This window comes from Bacillus sp. LQ01, from assembly GCF_057624735.1.
Map to the genome: position 1 here is coordinate 1,234,662 of NZ_JBYEZL010000001.1, position 24,225 is coordinate 1,258,886.

Consider the following 24,225-nt stretch of genomic DNA (forward strand, 5'->3'; position numbering starts at 1 on the left):
GGGACTAGGGTATATGACAACTACTACAACAGTGAAATCCGATATTGAAATCGCACAAGAAGCGAGTATGAAGAAGATTCAAGAAATTGCAGCTGATTTAAATATTTTAGAAGATGAATTAGAGCCATACGGGCATTATAAAGGTAAGTTATCTCTTGATATTTTTAAGCGCTTACAAGATGAGAAAGACGGTAAAGTTGTTTTAGTAACAGCAATTAACCCAACTCCAGCTGGAGAAGGTAAATCAACAGTAACAGTTGGTTTAGGTCAAGCTTTTAACAAAATTGGTAAGAAAACAGTAATTGCACTTCGTGAACCATCTCTTGGACCGACGATGGGATTAAAAGGTGGAGCAGCGGGTGGCGGTTTTTCACAAGTCGTACCAATGGAAGACATTAACCTTCACTTTACTGGAGATATCCATGCGATCACAACTGCCAATAACGCATTAGCAGCGTTTATTGATAATCATATCCAACAAGGAAACACACTTGGAATTGATACGCGTAAAATCGTTTGGAAACGCTGCGTTGACTTAAATGATCGTGCCCTTCGTAACGTAGTAATTGGTCTTGGTGGACCTGTACAAGGTGTACCACGTGAAGACGGTTTTGACATTACAGTAGCATCTGAAATTATGGCTGTGTTCTGCCTTGCAACAGATATTCAAGACTTAAAAGCACGTTTATCTCGCATCGTAGTTGCCTATAACTTTGCAAATCAACCTGTAACGGTTAAAGATTTAGGTGTAGAAGGTGCGTTAACACTATTATTAAAAGACGCATTAAAGCCGAACTTAGTACAAACGTTAGAAAATACACCAGCTATCATTCATGGCGGACCATTTGCGAATATCGCTCACGGTTGTAACAGTGTTATCGCTACAACAATGGCAGCAAAATTAGGTGATTATGTTATTACAGAAGCTGGATTCGGTGCTGATTTAGGCGCTGAGAAGTTTTTAGATATTAAAGCTCGTGCAGCTGGCATTAAACCAGAAGCAGTTGTTATTGTTGCGACGATTCGTGCGCTTAAAATGCATGGTGGCGTTGCAAAAAATCAATTAAAAGAAGAAAATGTAGATGCATTAGCAAAAGGTATGGAAAACTTACAGAAGCATGTTGAAACAATTCAAAGCTTCGGTGTGCCTTTCGTAATTGCAATTAATAAATTCATTACAGATACAGATGCAGAAGTTACATACTTACAAGAGTGGTGTAATGAGCGTGGCTATGCAGTATCCTTAACAGAAGTTTGGGAGAAGGGTGGCCAAGGTGGAGTTGACCTTGCTGAAAAAGTACTAAAAGAAATCGAAAAAGGTGAAAACAACTACGCACCACTTTATGAATTAGAATTACCATTAGAAGAAAAAATTCGTACAATTGCTCAAAAAGTATATGGCGCAAAAGATATTGAATTTGCTCCGAAAGCACGTAAGCAATTAGCTCAATATGAAGGAGAAGGTTGGAGTAACCTACCAGTTTGTATGGCGAAAACACAATACTCTCTTTCTGACGATGCAACAAAATTAGGTCGTCCATCTGACTTTATCGTTACAATTCGTGAGCTAAAACCATCTATCGGTGCAGGCTTTATCGTTGCGTTAACAGGTACAATGTTAACAATGCCAGGTCTTCCAAAACAACCAGCAGCACTTCAAATGGATGTAAATGAAGATGGAAAAGCAGTAGGTTTATTCTAAAAGGTTGTAATTCATCTCGTTTATCTGTAAACTATATATACATCAAGTGGCGCCTTTCCATCGAAAGGCGCCTGTTTTTTGGAGGAAATTATGTTTGATCCAACTGCTTTTGACAATTTAAAAGTAATCGTAGAAGGTGCTGTGTATGATTTTGATCTACATGGAGATATTCTTGTAACAGATCGAAAAGATATGATGGATCTTGCTTCATTAAGTCGTATATATCATATCTCATTTCAATTAACAGAACCGTTTGAACCATTAGTAGAAGCAACATTTTCATTATCTGTGGATGCAAAGAACTTGTCTGGTGAAATACTAGAAGTGCCTCAGTTTACACCAGGTTGTGAAATGAAGCTAGCATTTTCATTCCCGTTAGAACAACCAGAAGTAAAATGCGAAGAAATTGAAACATTAATGCGTTCTATATGGGGAAAAGAAAGAATGATTATGCAGAAAGTTTCATACGAATATAATAAGCAAGCGATTTCATATCATAATAAGGTAGAGGTTCTATTTCAAAAAGCGATTACAGAAGACCATGTTGATGATTTAATAGCTGTTATTTCACACATGATAGAAACGGTGCGAACAATACAGCATTTTCTTCAAAAATAGAGATAAAGGAGAAAAACAAATGATAAAAGATATGCAACCATTTTTACAACAAGCTTGGGAGAAGGCTGGTTTTAAAGAGTTAACTGAAATTCAAAAACAAGCGATTCCAACTCTTTTAGAAGGACAAGACGTTATAGCTGAATCTCCAACTGGAACAGGAAAAACATTAGCGTACTTATTACCACTTTTACATAAAATTAATCCTGAAGTAAAACAGCCACAAGTTGTTGTTTTAGCGCCAACACGTGAACTTGTAATGCAAATTCATGAAGAGGTTCAAAAGTTTACAGCAGGAACTGAAATTTCAGGTGCATCTTTAATTGGTGGTGCAGATATTAAGCGCCAAGTTGAAAAATTAAAGAAACACCCAAGAGTAATTGTCGGTTCACCAGGCCGTATTTTAGAATTAATTCGTATGAAAAAGCTAAAAATGCATGAAGTAAAAACAATTGTATTTGATGAGTTTGATCAAATTGTAAAGCAAAAAATGATGGGCGCAGTGCAAGATGTAATTAAATCAACGATGCGCGATCGTCAATTAGTATTCTTCTCGGCGACAATGACAAAAGCGGCAGAAGATGCGGCACGTGATTTAGCAGTTGAACCACAATTAGTACGTGTAACACGTGCAGAATCAAAAAGCTTAGTTGAGCATACGTATATCATTTGTGAGCGACGCGAAAAAAATGATTACGTAAGAAGAATTATGCATATGGGCGATGTAAAAGCAGTTGCTTTCTTAAACGACCCATTCCGTTTAGATGAAATTACTGAGAAATTGAAATTCCGTAAAATGAAAGCAGCGGCTCTTCATGCAGAAGCAAGTAAACAAGAGCGTGAAGCGACAATGCGTGCTTTCCGCGGAGGGAAATTAGAAATTCTACTTGCTACTGATATTGCAGCGCGCGGTATCGATATTGACGATTTAACACACGTAATTCACCTAGAATTACCAGACACAGTAGACCAATACATTCACCGCTCAGGACGTACTGGACGTATGGGTAAAGAAGGAACTGTCGTATCTCTTGTAACTCCACAAGAAGAGCGCAAATTACTGCAATTTGCGAAAAAACTAGGCATCGTATTTACGAAGCAAGAAATGTTCAAAGGATCATTCGTAGAAACGAAACCGAAAGCACCAAAGAAAAAGAAACCAGCATTTACTGGGAAGAAAAAGCCTAGATAAATGATGGAGAAGGCGTAACTATTTGTAGTTACGTCTTTTTTGTTTGTAAACAAGTGATAATGGGAATTGTATTAGTGTTTTTAATGTGCCTATCATATATATGCTTCTACTGGGAGTATCGAAAAAAGGGTAGTTTATTTATTTGGTTTATACGAGGAAATAATATAAAAAAGTCGAATATTAAAATGATGCGAAATAATAAAAAGAAGGTACACATATGGATAGGAAATTAGGAATGTTTTTGAATACAAAATATATTGAAGTAAACGAAGGAATACAAAAAGCAAGGGAATGGGATTTAGAATATATTCAATTATATGCTATGAATCCGACTTTCAACTTAGCTAACATCTCAAAGATACAATGGAATACATTAAAAGAAAACTTATCTTTTAATGAGATTCAAGTCCCGTCATTAGCAATTAGCTTCGGAGAAAATGGAATAATAGGAACTGAAGCTGAATGTGTAATAGAGAGTTTTAAATATATTACTGATAAAGGGTTAAGGTTAGGAGCTAACATAGTAACAGCCCATATTGGGGAAATCCCTGATGATGAAAATAGTGAGTACTATGATAAAATGCTACGTGTTTGTAATGAAATAGGGGACTTAGCGTTCAGATTTGGAGGATTCTTCGCCATTGAGACGGGATCTGAAAAAGCAATAGTATTAAAACGATTTTTAGAAACTGCAAACTCGAAAGGACTAGCTGTTAACTTTGACCCAGCAAATTTAATAAGTGATGTAAATGAAAATCCGGGAGAAGGTTTATTACTACTAAAAGATTATATAGTACAAACTCATATTAAAGATTGTACAAAGGTGAAAAGCGATAGTTCAAGTAAGTATATTGAAGTCGCAGCAGGGAATGGTGAAGTAGATTTCGATATATTCTTCAAAGTATTAGATAAAATTGGATTCGACGGATATAACATGATTGAAAGAAATGATTATTTTGATGAACTGGATGGGATGAGTCAGTCGATAAATTTTGCAAAGAAGTACATACCAACTCAAAAGGAATAACGATAGTATTTGTAGAAAGCTACATAGAATATAAAAACCATTAGGGGGAAATGTAATGATCCATAAAGTAGGACAAATTATGTTATATGTAAATAATCAAGATGAGGCAGTAAATTTTTGGACGGAAAAGGTAGGGTTTCATGTAGTTGCAGAGGAAGATAATAAGCAAGGAATGAGATGGATTGAAATCGCTCCGAAAAGCGGTGCAGAAACGAGCATTATATTACATAATAAAGAAATTATTTCTAAAATGAGCCCAGAATTGAATCTTGGTACACCGTCCCTAATGTTCTTCTCAGAAAATCTTGATCAATTATATACAGATTTAACAAATAAAAATGTTACTGTTGGAGAAATGGTAACCATGCCTTCTGGTAAAGTGTTTAACTTTGCTGATAGCGAAGGGAATTATTTTGCGGTTATGGAGAAGAACCAATAATAATATTGCTATGTGAAAATCCCCCTCAAATATATTTGAGGGGGATTAAATTTTTGAAGTGGATTTTTCATTAGAGAGTTGTTTAATAAAAAATACTCCTTTTTCAATAGCTGTCTCAATATAGCCAACGATTTGGTCAAACGTAAATACTTGTAAGTCTTCATGCAAATGTTGCTTTGGATACAACATATCTTCAAAAAGATACTTTCGAAAAGCTAAAACGTTTTCTTTAGAAACCTCTTCAATATCCACAATGTGAGCCTCTTGATTGAGAAGAGAGAAAAGCTGTTGTTCTTGATCGTAATGATGAAGCAACTTTGCATTTAACAATTTAAAATCGTTATAGTACAGGGGTGCGATAGTTTCGTCATTCTCTATTCTATTTTTTAGCCAAGGTAGAAAAAATCCACTTAGCCAATTATCATCGGCAATGAGGTGGGTATAATAGCCTAAAATAAATGGGGAATCTATATGTGATTCATATTTATGAAAAAATGAATCATAATCTATTCTTCTCGTATAGTTCTTCGTTGTACCGGCATAAAAATGTGAGGTTCCTTTTTCTTTTTTTGAATGAACAGCATCAGGGGCTACAGCTCCAAGTAAGAAAGAAGTCTTATCGTGAATTGATAGTTTCTCAGCAATACCACTAGCGATAATAACATGCATAATTCGTGATCCCATGAATGCCACCTCTGTTTCCAGTATTCATTTCAGGAAGAGGACTAAACAGTTAGTATTACTTTCCCTGTACTTTTTCTACTTTCGACCCATTCATGTGCTTTCCCTGCATTTTGAAGTGGAAAAGATTTCGTAGCCTTAATTTGTAAACGTCCGTCACGCAAATAACGGAAAACTTCATTTGCAGTTTCTTGGAGCAGTTCAGGACGCTTTTTTCGTGTGGTTCCAAAGCTAAAACCGAGTATAGAGCGGCAACTTGCATGTAAATCTTTCGTTTGAAAGTTACCAATTTCACCGCTAGCATTACCGAAATGAACGAGGCGACCGTAATAAGCAAGGCAGTTTAAACTTCTTTCAGAAACCGTTCCAGAAATAGAGTCTAAAATTACATCAACCCCTTCACCATTTGTCAGTTCATTGACTTTCTCTACAAAATCTTCATCTTGATGACAAATAACATAATCAGCTCCAGCATCTAAAGCAATTTCTTTTTTTGCTTCACTTCCGACAGTGCCTATAACTGTTCCAGCCTCTAATAGTTTAGCAAGTTGAATAGCAGTAGTGCCAATTCCGCCAGCAGCCGCATGAATGAGTACAGATTCACCTTGTTGAAGCCTTGCAACATTTGCGAGTAAATTATAGCTTGTAAAAGATACGATTGGACAAGCGGCTGCAGTTTGAAAGTCAACTTCATGGGGTAATACGAAAGTAAGATTTTCATTTGCAACAACGTATTCTGCGTAAGATCCATTTTGAGGAAAAGCAATGACACGTTGTCCAGGGTGAATATTTTTCACATGAGAACCGACACGTTCTACAATACCAGTGGCATCTATACCTGGAATAAAAGGTAGTGCTTTATTTCCTTTTTTACCATAACGTGATTTAATATCAGCGAAATTTACACTAGTAGCAACAACGCGAATTAAAACTTGATCTTCTGAAATAGCCGGTATATCCAAATCTGTATATTTCATCACTTCAGGACCACCGAACGACGTTACAACGATAGCTTTCATCATATATCCTCCTAAATTTGACTATATAAATTATTTTAAATCTTTATCAGAAATTGGAAAATTATATAATAGTTATGTGTGGTTATAAGTGAAGCTTATGAACTCAATGAATCATAATATTAATTTATATAAAAAAACTTTAAAAAAATCGAACGAAATATGAATTACCTGCCAATATATAGTGTAAGACAAAGGAGGGCTGGAATATGAAGGGTGAAATAGATTACGCACATTTAATCCAATTAACTTTATCAGGAAATAAAGAAGCATATAGCAAGTTGTATGATAAAACGATTCAAGAAGTATATAAAACAGCACATTTTTTAATAGAGGATAAAACGGATGTAGATGATGTCGTTCAAGAAATATACATACAACTATATGAATCGCTTCGTAAGTATGATAGCGAGAAGCCATTTCGTCCTTGGCTAATTGGACTTGCGATTAAACAAATTCACTCTTATAGAAGAAAGAGGTGGATGCGACTACGAATTATAAAAAAAGCAGAAGAGCAAAGAAAGTCAGTGCAAATTGATTTTTCTAACGATGTTGTAAGTAAAATATCAAACCAAAAACTAATTGAACTCATTCATAAATTACCGTATAAATTGAAACAAGTTATTATCTTAAGATACTTACACGATTATTCACAAGAAGAAGTAGCACAAATATTACATATTCCAATTGGTACTGTGAAATCTAGAATTCACGCAGCATTAAAGAAACTACGTCAAAAAGAGCAAGTAGAAGAAATCTTTTTAGGAGAGGTAGGGAATGTGAAATGAGTTTAGATTGTAGAGTTAGAGAATCTATACAAGAAGAATCGAAGGGAATTGTTGCCCCGCCGGAGTTAAAAGAAAAAGTAATTGTTCAGATTAAAATGGATCGCGGAGGGAACAAAAGGAAGAAGCGTCTTATTGCAGGAGTGCTTGCGGCAGCATTTTTAATCCCGACGACTGGTTTTGCGTATCAATCTATTATGGCGGATGGTATATACGGATCTTTCGAGAATTTAAAAAAACATGCCGGAACGATGACATTAGAGGCGTATATGCGTTTTAGTGCAAAATTATCAGAGGCGAAAGATGAAATGGGTACGAAGGAATATGAAGAGTTTACAAAAGAACTAAAAAAATTAACAAATGCAAAACTTACGTACGGAGATTCGAACGGTAATATTGATTATGATCAATTATCACCAGCAAAAAGAGAAGAAATGAAAAAGGTAAGTATGGGTCTTCAGCCATACTTTGATAAATTAAATGGTCATAAGTCTAGTAAAGAAGTATTAACACAAAAAGAGTTTGACCGTTATGTGGAAGCTTTAATGACATATGAAATCGTACAAGTGAAGACAAAATCAACTGGTGGGATGAAAGTAGAAGAAGTACCTGAGGCGTACAAAGAAAGATTTATTAAAGCAGAGCAGTTTATGGAATATGTAAATGAAAAGGTGCAATAATTAGAAAAGCTCATAGCCTTAGCTTTGAGCTTTTTTATTGAAACAAAAAAGAGTGTTCAATTATACTTTTTCATATTTGCATTATCTTTTTGTATAAAACAATCTAAAAGGGAATAACCAGCTATTAAACTAATTATCGTAACAAAAGTTGTATTTATTAGAATAATATTAACTAAATAAGGTAGGTATTCTGCAAGTGGTGAAAAGAGTAGTGCTGGGGAAAAGGAAATGAATAGTGTAGGCACTGTAATAGCAATAAATTTATCCGGTTGAAAGCTCCAGTTTTGTTTACTTGTTTCGCGATTAATAGATTGAAGGAATCGTAATAAAATGCCAACTATAAGAGGGAAGAGTGTAAAGTAGAATAATCTTGGATAAACGTTAAAGTTCACTTGCGTGTCTGTATCTAAATAAAATTGAATTTTTACTCCTACAAATAATAATAAGACGATAAATAATGTAAAGCAGAGGTATAGCATCACTTTTTGCATTATATTCCACCATCCTTTACTCAAAATATATTCAAAAAAAGAAGAGATATACAATAACTACTGTTGTATATCTCTTCTTTTACTGTTAGTTAATAGTGGAGTTTGCTTTTTCTTGCTTCGTGAAATAATCAATAATGCCCATTGCGCTAATTTCTATATCTAGATGTAAAATGTTGTAAACAGAATGATCTGATGGAACGTTTAACTTTGTAAGATGAGAAGATATTTTATCCATTAACAAAGTTTGTAAAGCTTTAGTTGCTTCATCGAAATCATTATACTTTTCAAAGACTTCCTTACCAGTATGAACGAAAATAGGTAGCCAATATTCCAGTTGATTATATACTTCTGTAACATGAGAGGATGCGCCGTAATGACCGAAATAAATAGTATCTACATCCATACTTTGAATATGATTTTTAGAAGCAATCATCGCATCTGGTTGAAATTGTGAAGGGGACGTTGATGGTAGATATAACTCTACATCAACGTCTGCGAGTTCTCTATAATAAATTCCAATTGTATCACCAGTGAAAATCCCGTTTGTTAATGAATCATGAATGCTAATATGGTGCTTCGCATGTCCTGGTGTATCATAAAATGTAAGGGTGCGGTCTTTTGCAATTTTTAACGTATCACCATGTTGTACAATATGAACACGTTCTTCTTCAATTGGAAGAATTGGATCGAAGAGTTTATCGAAATCTTCTTTGTAGACAGCTTTTGCACCCAAAATAAGTTTTGTTGGATCAATCATATGACGAGCACCACGAGAATGCACATATAACGTAGCATTTGGGCACTTTTCCATCATTAAACCAGCAGCCCCTGCGTGATCTAAATGAACGTGTGTAACGATAATGTTTTTAACTGCGTTTAAATCAATATGTAATTGTTGTAAGCCTTCTAAAATATACGGAAGAGAAGGGGCTGCACAAGTTTCAATTAAAGTAATATCGTCACCTAATAAAACGTACGTACCAGTTCGTTCATTATGTTGTAAATCGAAATCATCAATAAGATATAGGTGAGAAGATAATTGCTCTACTTTTTTCATATTTACCACTCCTTATATACTGCATGTTTCTATTATACGCTAAAATAGAAAAAAGGCAGAAAACGAAGCTCGTCTTCTGCCTTTTTGTAATATTATTATTTCGTTTGTTGTTTATTAATAGACATAATGAACAGTCCAACAATCCCGCCTACTAATGGAAGCATAATTTCTCCTGCTAAATTAAAGTAGGAGCTTAAGAATAAACCATTTACATCGATTACCCAGCCAGTAACATACAATAACATCATATATAGTACGAAATAAAACTCGCGATTTGAAATCGTTTCATGTTGTGCAGTTTTCATAATGGACACCATCCTTTTCTTTTATAATGGAATATAAACTGTCACATTTTGTTCACATTTCAATTGTAAAACTTTCCATCATAAAAGTCTAGTAGTATGTGTCGAATTTTGAACGGAAATAAAGCGTTATCATTATATCTTATAAGTACGTAATAAGAGATGTATATTCACGAATGTAGTATAGTATAAACATAGAATGATAGTGAAGAGAGGGGCAAAGACAATGACAGTTTATGATTTTTCAGCTAAAACAATTACCGGTGAAGAAAAATCGTTAAAAGATTACGAAGGAAAAGCACTTCTTATTGTAAATGTAGCTAGTAAATGTGGTTTCACACCGCAATATAAAGGATTACAAGAGGTGTATGATAAATATAAAGACCAAGGACTTGAAATACTCGGATTCCCTTGTAACCAATTCGGAGGACAAGAACCAGGTACAGAAGCGGACATTACTAGTTTTTGTGAATTAAACTACGGTGTAAACTTCCCAATGTTTGCAAAGGTTGATGTGAAAGGTGATAAGGCTCATCCTTTATATACATACATGACAGAACAAGCACCAGGTTTACTCGGTATGAAAGCAGTGAAATGGAATTTTACGAAGTTTTTAATTGGAAAAGACGGGAAAGTAGTAGGGCGTTTTGCGCCACAGACGAAGCCGGTAGATTTAGAGGTTGAGATTGAGAAGGTACTTGGAGAATAATTAGGAGTTTCACTTTATTAAAAAACGTCTCAAAGAACAATGTAGTTCTTTGAGACGTTTTCTTTAAACTCACATTTTCAAGATTAAATAACTGTATCAACGCCATCTGATTTAGGTAGAGAACCTGCTTTTTCCATAAGCACTTCCCATAAGTGTACGGATTTCTTCCATTCTGCTGCAGCCTGCCCCTGTTTATACATAGCGTTCTCATAACTGGCAGTAAGTTGTTGCATATCGGCCGAGTTGTAAAGTGTATCGATATGGAGAGCGTATTCTCGGAATGTTTGACTTTCACCCCGTGGTATGCCAATTCTCGCAAATTGTTTTAAAAGTGCACCGTAAGCTTTTTGATAAACAGCATCATTTTTTCGGTATTTATAGAAATGAATAATAAGAAATGTCCTCCATATCATTCTAGTGGTGAAGAGAATGTATCCCATAATACTAATTAGTATCGTAGAGAGGAATACGTACCACCAAGAAAAACTAGTTTGAGAATTTGTGACCTTTTTAGTAGAAGCTTCTTCTGTATTTTCTATTAAACTTTTAAGTTTTGCTTCATTATTTCGTTGTTGTATTTGCGTGTTATTAGAATTATTTGCTTCGCTATTTTGTGAAATAGGAGCAGGCGTATTATTTATAAAATTATAGGGATTAGTAAATCCTTTTGTTGGTTCGAATGGAATCCATCCGTATCCTGGGAAATATACTTCGACCCAAGAGTGTGCGTTATCGTTCGTGATTGTATAAACATCCTCACCTTCTGCAGAGGCAAGTGTATTGTCAAGATTTCCTTCTGTATAGCCTTTTACCCAGCGAGCAGGAATCCCGGCAGAACGAAGTAGTACAATCATAGACGTCGAAAAATTATTACAGTAGCCGCTTTTTGTATCGAAAAGGAATTGATCTACATAATCTTGGCTTTTGGCAGGGAATAAGACATTCGTTGATTCGTATGTAAAAGAGTTGTCTGTAAAGTAATTTTCAATAGCTAATACTTTATCATATCGGTTGTCTTTATCATTTGTAAGATTGACAGCCAAGTCTTTTACGCGCTGTGGTAATGACTTGGGAAGTTGTGTGTACTTTGTCATAAAATAAGGATTTGTTTCTTGACCTTCATTTGTTTTTACAGCTTTCAAGTTTTCTATGGAAAACTCAGGGATCTCATATGTTACTTTATACGAATGTAAAGTAGTAGAAGAGTCTCCATTCATTGTATAAATTTTTTCTGAAAACGGGTCAACACTGTATGATACATCAGAAGCAGCCTCAACTGATACTAATCCTGCTGGATAGGTAAGGTGAGGGTAACTTTTTTGCATGGTAATTGTTGCCTCAGTCGTTTTCATTTTTGTATTTTGTTCGTACCAGCTTACGACGTCGTTTTTATTTTTAAAAGAAATCTTTTTCGGATTTTCAGAAATTTCCCAGCCTTTTCCTGTATAAAAATCTTTTGTTTCTACTCTCCAATATTGTTTGTTTTGCGTTCGTGCTGTGAAAACAATTGTAGGATCCGCCTTAAAAGGACCGCCTAATCGCGAGTCATCTAAACCATACCCAATTGTAGAAACTTTTTGCTCTTTACTTGCTTCAGATGTGTTGAATTTTAAAAAATCCATTGGGTTTGGCCATTGAGGGCCAAATTTTGGAGCAAAGTATGCAATGGTTGCTAATAATACGATAAATATTGTAAGTGGTCTAAGTAATTTTGAGATTTCTCTAGCATAATTTTGTAAGTGTTCACGTTCTTTTATTCGTTCTACTTGAAGAAGACTAAGCATAAAAAAGCCGATGACAACAGTACGAATAATAGCGTAGTTTGCATTGTATAAATGTAAGTTATGAAAAGTTACGATATAAATAATAGTCAATACAAGGAATAGAAACCCACGTTTTTTATGAATAATCCAAAATGAAGTGAAAGAACTCAAAAACCAAAATGAGAGAAAAAATAAAACCGTCGGAAAAACTGGAGAAATATCTAGTAAATTCCCTTGGAAAAACAGGGAGGAATTTCGAAACATATCAGAAAAGAATGTTGTTAGCCAAGATGGATTTATAAAAGCATTTTTATAATATAGGGAATGAATGATAAATAAGACTGTGACAATTTTTATAGGAATCTGCCACCTCGTTTGAAAAAAAGAGAGAGCGAAGCAAATTCCTATAAATGTTACGAAAATATCTAATCTACCTACATTTGTAATACCTATAAGAGGTCTTAGCCATTCTAGTAAAAGAAGAAATACACATGCATGCATGAAGAATCTGTTCGTATCCCACTTGTATTTTGCTTGTAATATCATCATTTGCTCACCTCAAAAAACACGTTTGTATACCGGTTTTCATAAACCGTGTTTACAAATATTTGTCGTTTTTTTAGAGTTTCTAGTATACTGAGTTCTCGGTGTGAAAGTTGATTCGCTTTTTCTTTCACGACAAAAACCATACATTTTCTATTTCTTATAGCAGCACAATCAGCCGCCTTTTGAATATCGGGAGAAAGATTACTGGTCACGAGTATAACCGTGACGGGCTCATAAATTTTTCTTAGTTCCATGTCTACACTCTGGGAGAGCGGAAATACACTGTCTGCTTGTACTTTTGCTAAATGACAAAGGATTTGTTGTAACTGCGTATCTCCATTGTCTAAAGGGAAAATAGTTTGTTCTTTTCCGATAGACACGAATGATGCTGGTGAATTTTGTTTCAAGACAGCCCTTACAATAGAGGCAGTAAATGTGACGACTGATTCGAATAGAGGAGACTCGTTTCTGTCTATGAATATCATGATATTATGGCTGCGCTGTTGTTCAAACTCTTTTGTCATAATATTGTTTGTTCGTGCAGTTGCTTTCCAATCGATCCATGAAAAGCGATCATCAGGTTTATAGTCTCTGACACCGACAGAGATTGTAGAGTCTTTTGCTGAATTTATATTTGCTGAAAGCGCTCCTTGTTCGAAATGATTTTCCAATTGTCGATACGCTATATCTACATACTGGGGATAGACTAAAAATGTATTTGGAACTGAAAAAGTTGCTTCTTTCTCTATCATGCCGAATAAATCGCCGGTTTTGACACGTACGCTTGAAAAAGTGTGCTCGCCTCTAGGGATTGTGTCAATAACATATTGAAACGAAATATTTCGTTTCAATCCTGGGAAGAGTACTACCTTATTCATCTTTATTTGTTTACAACTTATAAATTGTGGTGGCAGTTCATCTTCTATAACTAAATAAAGTAAGGGAAAAGGAAATTTTCTTTTTATTGTAATCGTGCTTACAAATTGTTCTCCTACTACATATCCATTCTGGTTTGTTATTCGCTTTACTTCAGCGTCCCGTAAAGCGTAGAAGGGGAGTAGTAGCGAATAAAGAGCAATGGGAATTATGCTGTAAAACAAAAACCAACTGACAAACCCGCCTTGAAACATAGCGTACATAAATGTTAAGACTAGGCATAAAGGGAGTAGCGATAACTTCATAACGTGATATAGCGCTCGCAGCATTCGTTTCATCAAGGGTTCATCGCCCTTTGAGTAGGCACGGTAGTTCGTGCAACGATTTTTGCGATAACTTGTTCGCCAGTTATTCCTTCAAATTTTGCTTCCATTTTTAGAATGAGCCTATGCGCTAAAACGTAAGGAGCTAAAAGTTTAACATCGTCTGGAATAACATAATTTCTGCCATGGATAAATGCATAAGCTTGTGAAGCTTTCATTAAAGCAATTGAGCCACGTGGACTTGCACCTAGCTGTATAGAACTGTACGTACGAGTTTGATTAACAAGCTTTACAATGTAATGCTTAATTGCTTTGTCCATACTTACTACCCGTACGCTTTGTTGTAAATAAAGTAATTCTTCTATTGTAGTAATGGTCTGTAATTGAGAGAGTGGATTTGTTTTTTCCATCCGGTTTAAAATTTCAAATTCTTCCTCTGGTGTAGGATATCCCATTTTTAGTTTCAATAAGAAACGATCGAGTTGAGCTTCTGGTAGAGAATATGTTCCTTCATATTCGACCGGATTTTGTGTAGCCATGACAAAGAACGGCTTTGGTAAAGGCCTTGTAATGCCATCTATTGTAATATTGCCTTCTTCCATACATTCAAGTAAAGCAGATTGTGTCTTTGGAGATGTACGATTAATTTCATCAGCAAGTACAAAATTACCCATAATTGGTCCAGGCTTGAACTCAAATTGGAGCTTTTTCGGATTATAAATAGAAACTCCTGTTACATCTGACGGCAATAAATCAGGTGTAAATTGAATTCGCTTATAATCAGCATCAATGGATTTAGAAAGAGCACGTACTAGCATTGTTTTCCCGACACCAGGAACATCTTCTAATAGCACATGACCTTCAGCTAAGAGAGCTGTCAAAACTAAGATGGTTTCTTTTCGTTTTCCGACCATTATTTTTTCAATATTATTGATTATTTTTTCTACAGTGGGATGTAATGAATCAAGCTGGGGCATCGTAATCCTCCTAATGTTATTATCGTTTTCTAATCTATTTAGTGGACATATTTCTAATTCTATTTGTAGATAGTAAAACTTCTACCTTAAATTCTGAGAATATTCAGATTATTTATTTCAATTACATCTAGTATAATTGTTTCCGTAACTAAGGGCAATACAGTAAATAATGATTTGTAGTTTTATGTAAAATCAGACTCGATATAAAATAATAACATTGGGAAAAATTTTTTTACATACAATTTATACTCTTTTCCTTATAGCAGTTTTGAAATAATATCAAAACTCTTTTTCTTTTGCAAAATAGTCGATACCTCAAAATAGCATTCTCCTAATAATTAAGATTAACCATAATCTTCACAACGGAACAAAAGATTTTCTCACAAACTTATTTTCTACTGAATTTTTGACAATCTCTTGAACTGTGCGAAATGTCACATCTGTATTTTACAACCTCTCTTATAGTAAGGGTATGTAAGAGAGACGTATTAAAGGAGTGAACAGTATGAAGAAAAAAACTTCAGCACTAATGAGACGTTTAAAATATTTTTCGCCAATAGATCGTTATAACGATAATCATACACAAGAAACATATGAAGATCGCGAATGGGAAAATGTGTACAGAAAGCGTTGGCAGCATGATAAAGTAATTCGTTCTACACACGGCGTGAACTGTACTGGTTCATGTAGCTGGAATATATATGTGAAAGATGGAATTGTAACTTGGGAAGGGCAGGAGCTTAACTATCCGACTACAGGTCCTGATATGCCAGATTTTGAACCGCGAGGATGCCCACGTGGAGCAAGTTTTTCTTGGTACATTTATAGTCCACTTCGTGTGAAATACCCGTATGTACGTGGTGTTCTTTGGAATATGTGGCAAGAAGAATTGCAAAATAACGAGTCACCATTAGAGGCTTGGAAAAGCATTGTGGAAAACCGTGAAAAGGCACGTACGTATAAGCAGGCGCGTGGTAAAGGGGGATTCATTCGTGCGAATTGGGATGAAGTGTTACAACTCGTTTCAGCTTCATTACTGTACACAGTAATGAAATACGGTCCAGACCGAAATGTTGGCTTTTCACCAATTCCAGCTATGTCGATGCTAAGTCATGCTGCTGGTAGTCGCTTTATGCAACTTATGGGTGGACCGATGCTTAGCTTCTATGATTGGTATGCGGATTTACCACCAGCTTCTCCTCAAATTTGGGGTGATCAAACAGATGTACCAGAAAGTAGTGACTGGTATAACTCTGGTTACATTATGACATGGGGTTCAAATGTACCAATGACGAGAACACCAGATGCACACTTTTTAGCAGAGGTTCGATATAAAGGAACGAAAGTTGTTTCTGTCAGTCCTGATTTCGCTGAATCAACAAAGTTTGCGGATGATTGGATTAGTGTGAAACAAGGTACAGACGGTGCACTTGCGATGGCAATGGGGCACGTAATCTTACAAGAATTTTACGTAGATAATCAAGTGGAATATTTCACAAAGTATGCGAAGCAATATACTGATTTTCCTTTCTTTGTCACATTGAAACAAAAAGGAGATCAATTCGTTGCTGATCGGTTCTTAAATGCTTCTGATATTGGACGAGAAACGAAGTTAGGGGAATGGAAACCTGTTCTTTGGAACGAGAATACGAATGATTTTGCAACACCTCACGGCACAATGGGGTCACGTTGGGATAATGAAAAGAAATGGAACTTGCGTTTAGAAGATGAAGAAACAGGTGAAAAGATTGATCCACGTCTTTCTTTACTTGGAATGGAAGAAGCGATTGGAACTGTACAAATTCCGTACTTCTCTGATGATGGAAACAAAGTATTAGAACGTACGATTCCAGTGAAAAAGGTTATGACAGAAGAGGGCGAAATGTTCGTTACAACTGTATACGACTTAACGTTAGCAAATTACGGTGTGAACCGAGGGCTTGGCGGACAAGAACCGAAAGACTTCAATGATGATATACCGTTTACACCTGCATGGCAAGAGAAAATGACAGGAGTAAAACGTGAGCTTATTATTCAAATCGCTCGTGAGTTCGCACAAAATGCTGTTGATACGAATGGTCGCTCAATGATAATTGTCGGAGCAGGTATTAACCATTGGTTTAACTCTGATACGATTTATCGCGCCGTTTTAAATCTTGTTCTTCTCGTTGGAGCACAAGGTGTAAACGGGGGTGGTTGGGCTCATTATGTTGGTCAAGAAAAATTAAGACCAGCAGAAGGATGGCAAACAATCGCGATGGCAAAAGATTGGCAAGGTCCACCGAAATTACAAAACGGTACATCCTTCTTCTATTTCGTAACAGATCAATGGCGTTATGAAGATACACCTGTTGGACATTTAGCGTCACCAGTTGAAGGTAACTCTCGTTATCAACATCACGGTGATTACAATGTATTAGCCGCACGACTTGGCTGGTTACCTTCTTATCCAACATTCGAGAAAAATGGAATTGAATTATATAAAGAGGCTGTTGCTGCTGGTGCAACAACGCAAGAAGAAATCGGAAAATATGTTGCACAAAAATTAAAAGAAAAAGAACTGAAATTTGCGATTGAAGATCCAGATAACAAAAACAACTTCCCGCGCAACTTATTCGTATGGCGTGCGAATTTAATTTCGAGTTCTGGTAAAGGACATGAATATTTCTTAAAACATTTATTAGGTACAACAAACGGGTTAATGAATGACGACAGTGATTCATTACGACCAGAAGAAATAAAGTGGCATGAAGAAGCGCCAGAAGGAAAGCTTGATTTACTCATTAATTTAGATTTCCGTATGGCTGGAACAGCACTGTATTCTGATATCGTCTTACCTGCTTCAACTTGGTACGAAAAACACGATTTAAGCAGTACAGATATGCATCCATTTGTACATCCATTTAATCCGGCAATCGGTTCACCGTGGGAAGCGCGCTCTGACTGGGATATTTTCACTTCACTTTCTAAAGCTGTGTCAGATTTAGCGAAGAAAATTGATCTTGAACCAATGAAAGAAGTTGTTGCAACACCACTTCTTCATGATACACCGCAAGAATTAGCGCAACCACTTGGCAAGATTAAAGATTGGAGTAAAGGTGAATGTGAACCAATCCCGGGTAAGACGATGCCACAAATTCACGTTGTTGAAAGGGATTATAAAACGATTTATGACAAAATGACTGCGCTTGGACCAAATGCCGGAAAACAACCGATTGGTACGAAAGGGATCTCTTGGTCAGCAGAAAAAGAGTATGAGCAATTAAAGAGCAAATTAGGAGTCGTTCGAACGGATTCTATCGCGAAAGGTTGTCCAGACATCAAAGAAGCAATCAATGCTGCTGAAGCGGTATTAACACTATCTTCTACAACAAACGGTCATATGGCAGTAAAAGCATGGGAAGCACTTGAAAAACAAACAGATTTAAAACTACGTGATTTAGCGGAAGAACGTGAAGAAGAATGCTTTACATTCGAACAAATTACAGCACAACCGAAAACAGTAATTACTTCTCCGGCCTTTACAGGTTCAGAAAAAGGTGGACGACGTTACTCACCGTTTACAACAAATGTGGAACGTCTCATTCCTTGGAGAACGATAACTGGTCGACAATCTTTCTACTTAGACCATGACATGATGAAAGAATTTGGTGAAACGATGGCAACATTTAAACCAATTCTGCAACATAAACCGTTCCGTAAATCACGACCTGAAGTAGAAGGGAAAGAAATTACATTAAACTATTTAACACCGCATAATAAGTGGTCGATTCATAGTATGTACTTCGATTCATTACCGATGTTAACGCTATTTAGAGGTGGTCCAACTGTTTGGATGAATAAAGAGGACGCTGCTGAAGCGGGTGTTGCAGATAATGATTGGATTGAGTGCTTTAATCGTAACGGTGTTGTTGTAGCGCGTGCTGTTGTAACGCACCGTATACCGAGAGGAATGGCATTTATGCATCATGCGCAAGATCGTCACATTAACGTACCTGGTACGAAATTAACAAGTAATCGCGGGGGAACGCATAATAGTCCAACTCGAATTCACGTAAAACCGACACATATGATTGGTGGATATGGTCAATTAAGTTATGGATTTAACTATTATGGTCCAACTGGGAACCAGCGCGACTTAAACGTTGTAATTCGCAAACTGAAGGAGGTAGATTGGCTTGAAGATTAAAGCACAAGTCGGAATGGTAATGAACCTAGATAAATGCATCGGCTGTCATACTTGTAGCGTAACATGCAAAAACACCTGGACAAATCGTCCAGGTGCTGAATATATGTATTTCAATAACGTAGAAACGAAACCAGGTATTGGTTATCCGAAACAATGGGAAGATCAGGAGAAATATAAAGGCGGCTGGGAATTGAAAAATGGTGAAATTCAGCTAAAATCCGGTTCGAAAATGAAACGTCTTATGAATATTTTCTACAATCCAGATCAACCAACGATTGATGATTACTTTGAACCTTGGAACTATGATTATGAAACGTTAACAAATAGTCCGCAGCGTAAGCATCAGCCAGTTGCTCGTCCGAAATCAGCAATTACAGGCGAATTTATCGACAAAATTGAATGGGGTCCAAACTGGGAAGATGACTTAGCAGGCGGACATATAACTGGATTGCAAGATCCAAACGTAAAGAAAATGGAAGAAGAAATTAAAACAGATTTTGAAAACGTCTTTATGATGTATTTACCACGCATATGTGAACATTGTATGAATCCATCTTGCGTATCATCTTGTCCATCTGGTGCGATGTATAAGCGTGAAGAAGATGGAATTGTTCTTGTAGATCAAAATGCATGTCGCGCATGGAGATTCTGCTTATCATCTTGTCCATATAAAAAAGTGTATTTTAACTGGCAAACGAATAAAGCTGAAAAATGTACAATGTGCTTCCCACGTATTGAAGCTGGTATGCCAACAATTTGTTCAGAAACATGTGTAGGACGTATCAGATATATTGGAGTAATGCTATATGACGCTGACAAAGTAAAAGAAGCAGCTTCTGTTGAAGACGAAAAAGATTTATATGAATCTCAGCTTACTGTTTTCCTAGATCCAAATGATCCAGAAATAGCAGCTGAAGCGAAAAAACAAGGCATTCCTGAAGAATGGATTAAAGCAGCACAACAGTCACCTATCTATAAAATGATTATCGATTGGAAAATTGCTCTGCCTCTTCACCCGGAGTATCGTACAATGCCGATGGTTTGGTATATCCCTCCGCTTAGCCCAATTATGAACATGGTGGAAGGGAAAGGTAGTAACTGGCAAGCAGAAGAGGTTTTCCCTGCAATTGATAATATGCGTATTCCAATTCAATATTTAGCGAATTTACTCACTGCAGGGGATGAATCACACATTCGTCTTACATTGAAAAAAATGGCTGTTATGCGAACACATATGAGAGCACTGCAAATTAATAAAGAGCCAAATGAAGCTGTATTAAAAGAACTTGGTTTAACGAAACAGGATGTAGAAGATATGTATCGTCTTCTTGCCATCGCGAAATATAAAGATCGCTTCGTTATCCCGACATCTCACCGTGAACAAGTGGCAGATTTATATAGCGAACAAGGAAGCTGTGGTTTATCATTCACAGGTGGTCCAGGCTCTTGTATGACAATTTCTTAAATAAAGGGGGCAGAAAATTATGAGACAAAGTTTACAAACAGCTTTTTCTTGTTCTTCTTTTCTTCTCTCCTATCCTGAACTAGGGTGGAGAGAAGCTGTAACTGAATTGCAAGAAGAGGTTGAAACAATAGAACAGGAAGACGTTAAAGCGTCACTTACAGCCTTTATAAAGCAAGTGCTAGATAAAACGAATGATCAACTCATTGATAGTTACGTATATACATTCGATTTTGGTAAGAAAACAAATATGTATCTTACTTATATGAACAATGGTGAACAACGAGAAAGAGGTATTGAATTACTAGAGTTAAAACAACATTATAAAAAATCAGGTTTTAGCGTAACAGATAAAGAACTACCTGACTATTTACCACTTTTACTTGAGTTTTTTGCAAATGCAAATGAGCAAGACAGTGAACCAATTATGAGTAAATACACGGAAAATATACAAGCATTACACGTTCAATTAAAAGAAGCGGGTAGTATGTATGAACCAATTCTTGCGTCTGTGCTACTCGCTATCGAAACATGGGGTGTACAGACAAATTAGAAAGGAGCGTTGTCAAAATGATGGATCAATTTCTTTGGGTATTGTTTCCCTATATCATTTTTGCAATCTTTATCGGTGGACATATTTTTAGATACAACTATGATCAATTTGGATGGACATCAAAATCTAGTGAACTATTAGAAAAGAAGATGCTCCGACTCGGAAGTCTATTATTCCACTTTGGGATCATGTTCGTAATTGGCGGCCATGTTATGGGGATTTTAATTCCAGAAGCTGTATATCGTTCAATAGGTATTTCTGAGCATATGTATCATGTAGTAGCAATTAGTTTTGGGCTTCCGGCAGGTGTTGCTTCTATTATCGGTTTAATTATATTAACGTACCGCCGTGTAACAGTAAAGCGTATCATTGCAACGAGTACAAAGGGAGATTATATTGCGCTTATTTTATTACTTATCGTAATGCTAGCAGGACTTTCTTCAACATTTTTAAATATCGATTCAAAAGGATTTGATTATCGTACAACGATTGGCCCTTGGTTCCGAAGTCTCTTTATTTTCCAACCGAAAGTTGAATATATGATGGAAGTACCAGTATGGTTTAAAATTCACATTCTCGCAGGGATGGGGCTTTTCGCGGTGTGGCCATTTACAAGACTTGTACATGTATTTAGTGCCCCAATTAAATATGTAAGCCGTAGTTATGTGATTTACAGAAGACGTATTCCTAATGAGTTGAAAAAATAATACTGCTGTAAACGGATAGGAGCTAATGGTTAAAACGAAACGAGGTCTAATATGGAAGGCCTCGTTTTTGTTTACATAGGGAATAAACGTTAATAAGTAGTTTAAATTGAAAAAAGATTAGCATCTAAATAAGATGCTAATCAATGCTACAAACAGAAGCAGAGCAATCTTCACAAGCAATTTCACATTTTAAAAATTGTAAATCGTGGATTGTAATCTTTCCTTTATGAATTGAAATTGTACCTTGCTTTTTTAATTCATTTAACATTCGATTTACACTTTCACGTGAAGTTGCACAGAAATTAGCGAGTTCTTGATTCGTTAATGGTAAATCGATGAGAATACCATTTTCTTTTAATACACCGTAACTATTTGTCATTCGTATAAGAGTAGAGTACAGGGCACCTTTTTTGCCGTGTAATACTAAATCTCGGAACTTCGTTTGCATTCTTCTTAAATGTTCACTAATCCATTTCATAAATTCAAATACAAGAGCGGGTTTTTGGAGTAATGCTTTTTCTAACGCTTCACGTTTTATTACACCTACTTCAACATCTTCAAGACATTTTGAGTTTAATAAATATTTTGCATTATCCGTGAACAATGTTAATTCTCCAATAATGTCATATTCCGAACAAATTCGAAGTGTTAATTCTTGTCCGTCAGCACTAAGTTTACTAATTTGTACTTTTCCTGAGTGAATGATATAGAGTTCTGTTGCCTCCATACCTTCTTGAAAAATAAAACTACCTTTTTTTATCTGCATTTTATATTCAACAGATGCAAGTAATTCTTTTAAATCTTGAGATAATGTCATACTGTTTGCCACAGTGATCACCTTTCTTCTTATAAGCAATACATTTCCTATTTTGAGTGTAAGTATGATGAAAATGCAAGAGCTATTTAAAAATAAATTGAAATTTCAATGACCGTAAGGAGGAGTGGCTAAAGATGTGAACAAAATGCGAACGGATTTGTGAAAATTTTTTGAATGGGGAAAGTGATGTGAGAAAAGTCACATTGAATATGTAGCTTCTTTTTTATAATGAAGGCAAATAAAAAAATGAAAGCTTACTAAGGATTGCAGCAGAAAAGAAGGGATATAGATGCACGAGAACATGAAAGATTCTTTAAAGCGGCCACTTCAAGATTTACGTATTTCAGTTATTGATCGTTGTAATTTTAGGTGCACATATTGTATGCCTGCTGAAGTGTTCGGACCTGATTATGCTTTTTTACAGGAAGAGTGTTTATTAACATTTAATGAAATAGAAAGGTTAGCGAGATTATTTATAAGTATGGGAGTTAATAAAATTAGGCTTACTGGCGGTGAACCTTTATTGCGTAAAGACTTACCGAAGTTAATTGCAAGACTTACAAATCTAGAAGGCTTAAAAGATATTGGACTCACAACAAACGGAATTCATTTAGCAAAACAAGCTAAGGCGCTAAAAGACGCGGGATTAAAACGTGTAAATATTAGTTTAGATGCGATAGAGGACCATGTCTTCAAAAAAATTAACGGAAGAAATGTAAGTACAAAACCTGTACTGAAAGGAATAGAAGCAGCAAATGCTGCTGGATTAGAAGTAAAGGTAAATATGGTCGTAAAAAAAGGGATGAATGATAGTCAAATTCTTCATATGGCTCGTTATTTTAAAGAACAAGAAATTCAGCTCCGTTTCATTGAGTTTATGGATGTAGGCAGTACAAACGGATGGAATTTTGAAGAAGTCATTACGAAGGAACAATTAATAGAGAAAATTAATCGTGTATATCCAATTGAGCCCGCTCAGCCTCGTTATTTTGGAGAGGTTGCGAAATTGTATCGATATGTAGGGAGTAATGCAGAAGTTGGATTTATTACTTCTGTTTCTGAGTCATTTTGTTCTTCTTGTACGAGAGCTCGTATTTCGGCAGACGGCAAGTTTTTCACGTGCCTATTTGGAGCGAAAGGAACGGATTTGCGAACGCTTCTTCGAGAAAATATTTCTGATGCATCACTATTAAAAATTTTAAATGATACATGGAGATATAGAACAGATCGATATTCAGATGAAAGAACGGTTGAGAATACAAGTAAACGTCCAAAAGTTGAAATGTCTTACATTGGTGGATAGTGAAAGAAGGATT

The 24,225-nt window shown here is 35.9% G+C and carries 22 protein-coding genes; 13 read left to right on the plus strand and 9 right to left on the minus strand.

Going from position 1 to position 24,225, the window contains the following annotated elements:
• Nucleotides 1–13: 13 nt before the first annotated feature.
• The 5 genes from AC22L0_RS06590 (at nt 14) to AC22L0_RS06610 (ending at nt 4,975) form a co-directional block, all read left to right on the plus strand.
• The gene (locus AC22L0_RS06590; protein ID WP_087968094.1) at nt 14–1,702 is read left to right on the plus strand and encodes a formate--tetrahydrofolate ligase; all 1,689 of its coding nucleotides are present in this window, start codon (nt 14–16) and stop codon (nt 1,700–1,702) included.
• Nucleotides 1,703–1,792: 90 nt separating this feature from the next.
• Entirely contained in the window at nt 1,793–2,320 is a 528-nt protein-coding gene (locus tag AC22L0_RS06595) for a hypothetical protein (protein ID WP_000460219.1), read from the plus strand.
• Nucleotides 2,321–2,339: 19 nt separating this feature from the next.
• On the plus strand, nt 2,340–3,509 hold the full coding sequence (locus AC22L0_RS06600) for a DEAD/DEAH box helicase (protein WP_087967954.1): 1,170 nt from the start codon (nt 2,340–2,342) through the stop codon (nt 3,507–3,509).
• A 217-nt stretch (nt 3,510–3,726) separates the two neighbouring features.
• Nucleotides 3,727–4,536: a sugar phosphate isomerase/epimerase family protein gene (locus tag AC22L0_RS06605; protein WP_087967952.1), complete on the plus strand. Its 810-nt coding sequence runs from the start codon at nt 3,727–3,729 to the stop codon at nt 4,534–4,536.
• Nucleotides 4,537–4,591: 55 nt separating this feature from the next.
• The gene (locus tag AC22L0_RS06610) at nt 4,592–4,975 is read left to right on the plus strand and encodes a VOC family protein (protein WP_046946376.1); all 384 of its coding nucleotides are present in this window, start codon (nt 4,592–4,594) and stop codon (nt 4,973–4,975) included.
• A gap of 45 nt (nt 4,976–5,020) precedes the next feature.
• Here AC22L0_RS06610 and AC22L0_RS06615 read toward each other — a convergent pair whose 3' ends face one another.
• Together AC22L0_RS06615 and AC22L0_RS06620 are read right to left on the minus strand one after the other, a co-directional pair.
• Nucleotides 5,021–5,659: a zinc dependent phospholipase C family protein gene (locus tag AC22L0_RS06615; protein ID WP_000535630.1), complete on the minus strand. Its 639-nt coding sequence runs from the start codon at nt 5,657–5,659 to the stop codon at nt 5,021–5,023.
• 41 nt (nt 5,660–5,700) lie between these two features.
• Complete coding sequence (locus AC22L0_RS06620) at nt 5,701–6,675, minus strand: quinone oxidoreductase family protein (RefSeq protein WP_025966789.1); 975 nt, start codon at nt 6,673–6,675, stop codon at nt 5,701–5,703.
• A gap of 206 nt (nt 6,676–6,881) precedes the next feature.
• On the opposite strand from AC22L0_RS06620, the gene AC22L0_RS06625 reads away from it, so the two are divergent.
• On the plus strand, nt 6,882–7,460 hold the full coding sequence (locus AC22L0_RS06625) for a sigma-70 family RNA polymerase sigma factor (protein ID WP_000675563.1): 579 nt from the start codon (nt 6,882–6,884) through the stop codon (nt 7,458–7,460).
• A complete protein-coding gene (locus tag AC22L0_RS06630; protein WP_087967950.1) occupies nt 7,457–8,137 on the plus strand; it encodes a DUF3600 domain-containing protein in 681 nt (226 codons plus the stop codon). Before AC22L0_RS06625 ends, AC22L0_RS06630 begins: the two co-directional genes overlap by 4 nt.
• A gap of 56 nt (nt 8,138–8,193) precedes the next feature.
• Here AC22L0_RS06630 and AC22L0_RS06635 read toward each other — a convergent pair whose 3' ends face one another.
• From AC22L0_RS06635 to AC22L0_RS06645, 3 genes are all read right to left on the minus strand, one after another.
• Nucleotides 8,194–8,628, minus strand: a complete 435-nt coding sequence (locus AC22L0_RS06635) for a hypothetical protein (protein WP_001174543.1) — start codon at nt 8,626–8,628, stop codon at nt 8,194–8,196.
• A gap of 85 nt (nt 8,629–8,713) precedes the next feature.
• Nucleotides 8,714–9,685 carry an MBL fold metallo-hydrolase gene (locus tag AC22L0_RS06640; protein ID WP_087967947.1) on the minus strand — a complete coding sequence of 324 codons (972 nt, stop codon included), beginning with the start codon at nt 9,683–9,685 and terminating at the stop codon, nt 8,714–8,716.
• Nucleotides 9,686–9,780: 95 nt separating this feature from the next.
• Nucleotides 9,781–9,990, minus strand: a complete 210-nt coding sequence (locus AC22L0_RS06645; protein ID WP_000844984.1) for a DUF3925 domain-containing protein — start codon at nt 9,988–9,990, stop codon at nt 9,781–9,783.
• Between the two features lie 223 nt (nt 9,991–10,213).
• Here AC22L0_RS06645 and bsaA point away from each other — a divergent pair, with 223 nt between their 5' ends.
• Nucleotides 10,214–10,696 (plus strand): glutathione peroxidase, encoded by a 483-nt coding sequence (gene bsaA, locus AC22L0_RS06650; protein ID WP_000219434.1) that lies wholly within the window; start codon nt 10,214–10,216, stop codon nt 10,694–10,696.
• 83 nt (nt 10,697–10,779) lie between these two features.
• On the opposite strand, the gene AC22L0_RS06655 is transcribed toward bsaA, so the two are convergent.
• From AC22L0_RS06655 to AC22L0_RS06665, 3 genes are read right to left on the minus strand one after another with little or no spacing between them, the layout of a single operon-like run.
• On the minus strand, nt 10,780–13,008 hold the full coding sequence (locus AC22L0_RS06655; protein WP_487272174.1) for a transglutaminase TgpA family protein: 2,229 nt from the start codon (nt 13,006–13,008) through the stop codon (nt 10,780–10,782).
• Nucleotides 13,005–14,219, minus strand: coding sequence for a DUF58 domain-containing protein (locus AC22L0_RS06660; RefSeq protein WP_487272175.1), 1,215 nt, complete (start codon nt 14,217–14,219; stop codon nt 13,005–13,007). Before AC22L0_RS06660 ends, AC22L0_RS06655 begins: the two co-directional genes overlap by 4 nt.
• The gene (locus AC22L0_RS06665) at nt 14,219–15,181 is read right to left on the minus strand and encodes an AAA family ATPase (RefSeq protein ID WP_098944595.1); all 963 of its coding nucleotides are present in this window, start codon (nt 15,179–15,181) and stop codon (nt 14,219–14,221) included. The genes AC22L0_RS06660 and AC22L0_RS06665 overlap by 1 nt, the downstream gene beginning before the upstream one ends.
• A gap of 505 nt (nt 15,182–15,686) precedes the next feature.
• On the opposite strand from AC22L0_RS06665, the gene AC22L0_RS06670 reads away from it, so the two are divergent.
• Genes AC22L0_RS06670 through narI form a run of 4 tightly spaced genes read left to right on the plus strand, consistent with a single transcriptional unit; the run spans nt 15,687 to nt 22,092 of the window.
• Entirely contained in the window at nt 15,687–19,370 is a 3,684-nt protein-coding gene (locus tag AC22L0_RS06670; protein ID WP_087967938.1) for a nitrate reductase subunit alpha, read from the plus strand.
• Nucleotides 19,360–20,835, plus strand: coding sequence for a nitrate reductase subunit beta (gene narH, locus AC22L0_RS06675; protein ID WP_087967936.1), 1,476 nt, complete (start codon nt 19,360–19,362; stop codon nt 20,833–20,835). The genes AC22L0_RS06670 and narH overlap by 11 nt, the downstream gene beginning before the upstream one ends.
• A gap of 19 nt (nt 20,836–20,854) precedes the next feature.
• The gene (gene narJ / locus AC22L0_RS06680; protein WP_087967935.1) at nt 20,855–21,385 is read left to right on the plus strand and encodes a nitrate reductase molybdenum cofactor assembly chaperone; all 531 of its coding nucleotides are present in this window, start codon (nt 20,855–20,857) and stop codon (nt 21,383–21,385) included.
• A gap of 17 nt (nt 21,386–21,402) precedes the next feature.
• Nucleotides 21,403–22,092, plus strand: coding sequence for a respiratory nitrate reductase subunit gamma (gene narI / locus AC22L0_RS06685; RefSeq protein WP_087967933.1), 690 nt, complete (start codon nt 21,403–21,405; stop codon nt 22,090–22,092).
• 136 nt (nt 22,093–22,228) lie between these two features.
• Here narI and AC22L0_RS06690 read toward each other — a convergent pair whose 3' ends face one another.
• Nucleotides 22,229–22,921, minus strand: a complete 693-nt coding sequence (locus AC22L0_RS06690) for a Crp/Fnr family transcriptional regulator (RefSeq protein ID WP_000013866.1) — start codon at nt 22,919–22,921, stop codon at nt 22,229–22,231.
• Nucleotides 22,922–23,198: 277 nt separating this feature from the next.
• On the opposite strand from AC22L0_RS06690, the gene moaA reads away from it, so the two are divergent.
• Complete coding sequence (gene moaA, locus AC22L0_RS06695; RefSeq protein ID WP_087967930.1) at nt 23,199–24,212, plus strand: GTP 3',8-cyclase MoaA; 1,014 nt, start codon at nt 23,199–23,201, stop codon at nt 24,210–24,212.
• Nucleotides 24,213–24,225 lie beyond the last annotated feature (13 nt).

Bases quoted from the DNA above. Each gene is read 5' to 3' on its own strand.
- AC22L0_RS06590 (WP_087968094.1), top strand. From the start codon at position 14: ATGACAACTACTACAACAGTGAAATCCGATATTGAAATCGCACAAGAA.
- AC22L0_RS06595 (WP_000460219.1), top strand. From the start codon at position 1,793: ATGTTTGATCCAACTGCTTTTGACAATTTAAAAGTAATCGTAGAAGGT.
- AC22L0_RS06600 (WP_087967954.1), top strand. From the start codon at position 2,340: ATGATAAAAGATATGCAACCATTTTTACAACAAGCTTGGGAGAAGGCT.
- AC22L0_RS06605 (WP_087967952.1), top strand. From the start codon at position 3,727: ATGGATAGGAAATTAGGAATGTTTTTGAATACAAAATATATTGAAGTA.
- AC22L0_RS06610 (WP_046946376.1), top strand. From the start codon at position 4,592: ATGATCCATAAAGTAGGACAAATTATGTTATATGTAAATAATCAAGAT.
- AC22L0_RS06615 (WP_000535630.1), bottom strand. From the start codon at position 5,659: ATGGGATCACGAATTATGCATGTTATTATCGCTAGTGGTATTGCTGAG.
- AC22L0_RS06620 (WP_025966789.1), bottom strand. From the start codon at position 6,675: ATGAAAGCTATCGTTGTAACGTCGTTCGGTGGTCCTGAAGTGATGAAA.
- AC22L0_RS06625 (WP_000675563.1), top strand. From the start codon at position 6,882: ATGAAGGGTGAAATAGATTACGCACATTTAATCCAATTAACTTTATCA.
- AC22L0_RS06630 (WP_087967950.1), top strand. From the start codon at position 7,457: ATGAGTTTAGATTGTAGAGTTAGAGAATCTATACAAGAAGAATCGAAG.
- AC22L0_RS06635 (WP_001174543.1), bottom strand. From the start codon at position 8,628: ATGCAAAAAGTGATGCTATACCTCTGCTTTACATTATTTATCGTCTTA.
- AC22L0_RS06640 (WP_087967947.1), bottom strand. From the start codon at position 9,685: ATGAAAAAAGTAGAGCAATTATCTTCTCACCTATATCTTATTGATGAT.
- AC22L0_RS06645 (WP_000844984.1), bottom strand. From the start codon at position 9,990: ATGAAAACTGCACAACATGAAACGATTTCAAATCGCGAGTTTTATTTC.
- bsaA (WP_000219434.1), top strand. From the start codon at position 10,214: ATGACAGTTTATGATTTTTCAGCTAAAACAATTACCGGTGAAGAAAAA.
- AC22L0_RS06655 (WP_487272174.1), bottom strand. From the start codon at position 13,008: ATGATGATATTACAAGCAAAATACAAGTGGGATACGAACAGATTCTTC.
- AC22L0_RS06660 (WP_487272175.1), bottom strand. From the start codon at position 14,219: ATGAAACGAATGCTGCGAGCGCTATATCACGTTATGAAGTTATCGCTA.
- AC22L0_RS06665 (WP_098944595.1), bottom strand. From the start codon at position 15,181: ATGCCCCAGCTTGATTCATTACATCCCACTGTAGAAAAAATAATCAAT.
- AC22L0_RS06670 (WP_087967938.1), top strand. From the start codon at position 15,687: ATGAAGAAAAAAACTTCAGCACTAATGAGACGTTTAAAATATTTTTCG.
- narJ (WP_087967935.1), top strand. From the start codon at position 20,855: ATGAGACAAAGTTTACAAACAGCTTTTTCTTGTTCTTCTTTTCTTCTC.
- narI (WP_087967933.1), top strand. From the start codon at position 21,403: ATGATGGATCAATTTCTTTGGGTATTGTTTCCCTATATCATTTTTGCA.
- moaA (WP_087967930.1), top strand. From the start codon at position 23,199: ATGCACGAGAACATGAAAGATTCTTTAAAGCGGCCACTTCAAGATTTA.